Origin of the sequence: Armatimonas sp. (assembly GCF_043760365.1) — a bacterium.
Taxonomy (GTDB): Bacteria; Armatimonadota; Armatimonadia; order Armatimonadales; family Armatimonadaceae; genus Armatimonas.
Window position 1 is genome coordinate 1 of record NZ_JAYUPA010000168.1, and the last position, 6063, is coordinate 6063.

General features: G+C 61.1%; 2 protein-coding genes and 1 pseudogene. All 3 read left to right on the forward strand.

Annotated elements, in window-relative coordinates; genetic code table 11:
* A pseudogene (locus tag ACH2EH_RS04190) lies at window positions 1–922 on the forward strand (hypothetical protein); the annotation flags it as partial.
* Window positions 923–998: 76 nt separating this feature from the next.
* Window positions 999–5141 carry an amidohydrolase family protein gene (locus tag ACH2EH_RS04195; RefSeq protein WP_395139244.1) on the forward strand — a complete coding sequence of 1381 codons (4143 nt, stop codon included), beginning with the start codon at window positions 999–1001 and terminating at the stop codon, window positions 5139–5141.
* Entirely contained in the window at window positions 5138–5917 is a 780-nt protein-coding gene (locus tag ACH2EH_RS04200; RefSeq protein WP_395139246.1) for a hypothetical protein, read from the forward strand. Before ACH2EH_RS04195 ends, ACH2EH_RS04200 begins: the two co-directional genes overlap by 4 nt.
* Window positions 5918–6063 lie beyond the last annotated feature (146 nt).

Sequence of the window (6063 nt, forward strand, 5' to 3'; positions counted from 1 at the left end):
TGGCGACGACGAAGTGCGGGCGTTTATTGTCCGTGGTGGCAAGGGCAGTCTTCTGCCGCTTCCCAAAGGCGCACCGTTTAGCGCCGCCGCCGGGATCAACGCCAAAGGCGAGGCCGTCGGCATCGTCGGCACCGAGGACATTGTTCGTGGCACGGTCTGGACAGGCAACAAACCCGGCGTCCTCACCAGCGGCAAGCGCGACACGATGGCCACCACGATCAGTGGCAATAGCGTCGCCGCCGGTGTCGCTTTTGATAATCAGAGGAGTGGGTACTTTTCCATCGAGAAGGCGACGTTTAGAGCCCAAGGCTCGGCTTCTTTTGAGGAGGTTAATTTCGGCCTTATTCGTGGTGTCTATGCTCTTGATAATGGCTTCTCGGGGATGCTCTGGGGCAAGCCGGGTGACGGAAAGTCCATTGGTGAGTTTGTGCCACAGGCTGGCAATGCGAGTGGGACACTGGTCGGGCTGACGATTGGGAAGAACGGGCCGGTTCCAGCAGCATTTAAGAACGGTAAGATCGGGATGCTACCGTCGCCGAGTGGGGTTCAGATGGCGATTCCCATGTCCGCCAATGAGAAAGATATCTTTGTCGGGGCAGGCGTCACCGAAGACCGCACGGTCAAGCCGGTGGGCTGGATGGATGGCAAGACCGGGTTTCTTCCTGTGCCGGGCGACAAGCAAGGGCTCGCACTGGGAATTAATAACAATAACCAGGTGGTCGGTGTGATCGAGGCTGCAAATGGCGAGGCGCACGCGGCGCTCTGGTCGGGCGGGAAAGTCATTGACCTCAACGATGTTATTGAGAACCGTGAGGGCTGGACCCTGGTGCAGGCGCGTGGCATCAACAACAAGGGCTTCATTGTTGGTACGGGCATTAAGGGCGGTCATGTTGGCGCGTTTGTTGTCGGGCCGATTAAATAATCAGGTAGAATACCGAGCAGAAATGCCGGGGCTGGCGGAAATACCGCCAGCCCTTTTTTATTGGGGAAATTTTGATATGCGAAAATCCGCTGCACTTTTTCTGAGTCTTAGCCTAGCTGCCGCTGCTAACGCGCAGGGCAACGATCCGGGCGCCCCGAATGTCTGGGCCATTACGGATGCGAAGATTGTCACCGCGCCGGGGAAAGTGATCGCGTCTGGGACACTGGTGCTGCGCAATGGGGTGATCGAGGCCGTGGGCGAGAAAATCAAAGTGCCCGGGGACGCCAAAGTGATCTCAGGCAAGGGGTGGACACTCTATCCGGGGCTGATCAACGCCTCCACACGCCTCGGGATGCCCACGGAGGCCGTGAAATCGGAGCGGGGAGATCGCTACCCCGTGGCTGCCATTCAGGCGGAGAACACGGCGGCGCTACTCTTTAAGCCCGACGCGGAGGCCAATAAACCGTACAGGCAAGCCGGGTTTGGTGTTGCGCTCACGGCTCCTGCGCTGGGGCTTCTTCAGGGCACTAGCGCGGCAATCAGTCTGGGCGAGTCCGTAACGGTAAATGAGCTTCTTCTCAAACCCACTATCGGGATGCACCTCTCGTTTGATCGTGGTGGCTTTGGCGAGTACCCCGGCTCGCTGATGGGCCAGATCGCCGCGACCCGTCAGGCGCTCTACGATGCCAAGTTTAAAGGCGGAAAGGGAACGCCACCGCGTGCTCTTCTCGCACTTCAGCCGGTTATTGAGAAGAAGCTTCCGCTGATCGTGAAGGCCAATGGAGCGCGGGAGATTGAGCGGGTACTGCGGCTCTGCAAGGAGTTCGGTCTGACTCCGATTATCGAGGGCGGCACGGAAGCCTACGCCGTGGCGCAGAAGCTCAAGGATGCCAAAGTCAGTGTTTTTCTGTCGGCAGATCTGCCTGCCACGCCGCCTAGCACGCCTGGGGAGCCGTCCACGGAGACACTCCAGAGCCTGCGTGCCCGTGCGCTCGCCCCGACAGCCGCGGCCGCGCTCGCAAAGCTTGGGGTGCCGTTTGCACTGACCACAAATTCACCCGCCGATTTACTCAAGAACACTCGCAAGCTGATTGCCGCCGGGCTGACGGAAGAGCAGGCACTGACAGCCCTGACGCTCTCCCCCGCGAAGCTGCTCGGGATCGAGAAGCAAGTCGGGACACTGGAGGAGGGCAAGCTCGCTAATGTGATTGCGGTTGAGGGCGACTCACTCTTTGCTCCGAAAGCTAAAATCACACGTGTTTTTGTGGAGGGCAAGCCCGTCGTATTGACTTCCTCCCCAACCCCCGCTGGGCGGGCGAGTAGCGCTCCCACGGTTGATATTGCCAAGAGCCTCCCGCCCGGCGTGACTCCCGAGATGGCGCTGCAGTTCCTGAAAGCCGACCCTGAGTCCGCCAAGCCCTTTCTGCCCGCAGGTGTCTCGGTGGAGCAAGCGATTGCATCCCTGGAAGGTAAGGCTGTCGCTCCTGCACCGCCGTCACCAGGAACAGGAGGGGCGGAAGAGAAGCCGTATACAGTCTCCAAGGTGGGCGAGGGGATGATTCCGCCGCTGCCGCCCGCGCTGGCCTCAAAGAGTTTTGTCCTACGCAACGCGACCGTCTGGACCAGTGCCGCCGCCGGGATTCTCAAAGACACCGATGTCCTGGTGCAGGGCGGCAAGATCACCGCGATTGGCCAAGACCTGAAAGTTCCTGGTGGCACGGTCGAGATAGACGCACAGGGCAAGCACGTCACACCAGGGATGATAGACTGCCACTCCCACTCCGGGGTTTCCGGGGGCGTGAACGAGGGCAGTAATATTGTCACCGCCGAAGTTCGGATCGCGGATGTGCTCAACCCCGACGATGTGAATATTTACCGGCAGCTTGCGGGCGGAACCACGGCGGCCAATATTCTGCACGGCTCGGCCAATGCGATTGGCGGGCAGAACGCCGTCGTGAAGTGGCGCTGGGGCGTGGACGCCGCCGAGGACTTATTAATTGAGGGAGCACCGCAGGGGATAAAATTCGCGCTGGGCGAGAACCCTACCCGCTCCAACAGCGGCTCTCCCCGTGACGGCACGCCGCGCTACCCCATCAGCCGCATGGGGGTGGAGCGCGTGATCCGTGCGAGATTCACCGAAGCTCGTGACTATGCCGCCAAGCGCAAGGCCGACCCGAACGGCACCCGCCGGGATCTTCAGCTCGATGCACTGGTGGAGATTTTAGAGGGCAAGCGCCTGGTGCACTGCCATAGCTATGTCGCCAGTGAGATTCTGATGCTCATCCGCCTCGCCGATGAGTTTGGGTTTAAGATCGCAACATTCCAGCATGTTTTAGAGGGCTACAAAGTCGCGGATGAGATCGCTAAGCACGGTGCGGGCGGCTCGACTTTCTCAGACTGGTGGGGCTACAAGCTGGAAGCCATAGACGCGATTCCCTGGAACGGAGCGCTCATGACCGAGCGCGGTGTCACAGTCTCGTTTAACTCCGATGATAGTGAGCTGGCGCGCCGTATGAATGTCGAGGCGGCCAAAGCGATCCGCTGGGGCAATATGTCGCCTTCCGAAGCGCTTAAAATGGTGACCATCAACCCGGCTAAGCAGCTTCATATTGATAAGATGACCGGCTCGCTTGAAGTCGGAAAAGACGCCGACGTGGTTCTCTGGTCCGGCGACCCTCTCTCGCCCTTCTCGATGGCCGAGAAAACATTTGTGGACGGTAAGCTTCTCTTTGACCGACAGGCCGATCTTGCTGCCCGGAAAGAGCTGGCGGTGGAGAAGACACGGCTGGTCAAAGAGCTGGCAGGAACCACGAGCCAGCCCCCTAGCCCTCGCCCGGCGGGTGGACAAGAAAGTAACAACGTTCTACCGCAACGTCCCCCACGCCCGGTCGGGGCAGGAGGGGCGCTCTCTGGCCCCATCACCGCCCTAGTCGGAGGTACTGTCCACACGGTCAGCGGCGTGGATATTCCCAATGGCGTGGTCGTGATGCAGGGCGGAAAGATCCTCTCAGTAGGCAAGGCAGGCGAGATGAGTGTGCCTGCGGGCGCGAAGACCACAGATATCTCCGGTCAGCATGTCTACCCCGGGCTAATTAATGCCAACACCACCCTTGGCGCAAATGAGATTGACTCGCGCCGTGAGACGCAGGATCTCAGCGAGCAGGGGACATACAAGCCCGAGCTCTTTGCGGCGCACGTGATCAATCCCGACTCCGAGGCAATTAAAGTGGCCCGTGCGGAGGGAGTTCTAAGCGCCTTGGTCGTGCCTTCCGGTGCCACGTTCTCTGGGATGGGAGCACTGATCAACTTGGACGGCTGGACATGGGAGGAGATGTCGCTCGATCCCCTTGCGGGCTTGCTCGCCACACTTCCAGGCGGTGGTGGCGGCGGACGGCGCTTCGGGGAGCACCACCACGACGATAGCTGTGACGAGACTGCGGACGACGAGGCCAACCGTGCGGGTATCGCTCAGCCGCCGTTTGCGGGCCGCCGCGCCCAGGGCGCTGCTGCTGTCCCGGGCGCAGCTCCTGCCGCCGATCCGCTCCAAGCCGTCGCGGATTTCCTGGAAGAGGCCCGGCGCTATCAGGTGGCCCGAAACGCCAATCCTAAGACCCCGCGCGATGTGAAGTTTGAGGCGATGCTTCCTGTTCTGGAAGGGAAAGTGCCGCTCTTTGTCAACGCGAACAGTAAACAGGAGATTGAGACGGCGGTGCGCTGGGCGAAAAAAGAAGGTTTTCCTCTGGTGATTGTCGGGGGAAGCCAGGCGGATGAGTGCACCGAGCTTCTGGTCAAAGAGAGTGTCCCGGTGCTACTCGGCTCCACACTGGCATTACCGCGCCGCCAGGACGCGCCCTACGACGACGCCTTTACGCTTCCCGCTCGGCTGGCCAAAGCGGGGGTGAAGTTCGCCCTCACCACCGGCGGTGACTCTCAGAAAGTACGCAATCTGGCCCAGCACGCGGCGATGGCGGCGGCGTTTGGCCTGAGCCGGGAAGAGGCGCTCAAGGCCATCACGCTCGGGGCGGCGCAGATTCTTGGGGCAGGCAGTCGCTTGGGGAGCATCGAGATGGGCAAAGATGCGAACTTGATTGTTACCAACGGGGATATTCTGGAGGTGATGACGCAAGTTCGGCAGGCATTTGTGGCGGGTAAGCCCGTGAATCTGGCGAGCAAGCAGTCTGGGCTCTACGAGCGCTGGCGGGCACGGCCTAAAAAGTGACAATTGCCGTTCATCACGACGCTCTTGGGGCGTGGCGTGCGGCATGGGTGGGGGAGCTTTTAGGAGGCGCGACAGTGCTTACCTGCCCCGACCCCGCCGCTGCCGTTCGCTCAGGCGAGGCAGATGCTGCCGTGGTCTCCGCTGATAACTTGCCCACAGACCTGGAGCCCGCTGCGTTCTGTGAGCGCGGCGATGTTCGCGAGGCGCTGGTCGCACCAGGCATCGGGACACTGGAGCACCTCCCCGAAGGCGCACGGGTTGGCATTGGCACCTCACTTCAGCAAGCGCAGCTAGAGTTGCTACGACCCGATCTGGAGTGCCTCATGCTGGACGGCTCTCTTGAAGACCAGCTTACAGCGCTGGACGAAGGTAAAGTGGTGGCCGTGGTTGCTGGCTACGCCGATCTCTCTCGCTTGGGGCTGACCGACGCTGCCACGGAGATCTTCGCGCCGGAGCTGGTGATGCCCGCAATTGGCCAAGGGGGAACCGTGGTGCTCTGCCGCAAGGATGATAGGGAGAGCTGTGCGCAGGTGAACGAGGCCTGCGATCACTTTCCCACGCGCCGTGAGCTCATCTGCGAGCTGCAGTTTCGCCGCCTCAACCCCGACCCACTCACCACCGCCTGTGCGCTCGCCAGCGACCGATTTCTCTATTTATTTATGCTCCAGATCACGCGAGAGGGCAAAGCCGTTCGTATTCGCAGTAGTGTGCCGGTCGGGGAAGCCACGACACTGGCCGAGCTTGCGACGCGGGAGCTGAGTGCCACTGGGCAGTGAAGGCCTCAGCGGAGGCAGGAATTCCACTCCTGCCCGGTGAACCTGCCAGGCATGAACGACAAGGAATTGTTGCGCTCGGTGATGCGCCGCCAGGCAGGGCTGAGCCTGCGGGTGGCGGCGGTCTTTCTGGGGATTATCTTTGTTCT

Excerpts from the sequence above, each read along its gene's own strand:
- ACH2EH_RS04195 (WP_395139244.1), top strand. The coding sequence starts at position 999 with ATGCGAAAATCCGCTGCACTTTTTCTGAGTCTTAGCCTAGCTGCCGCT.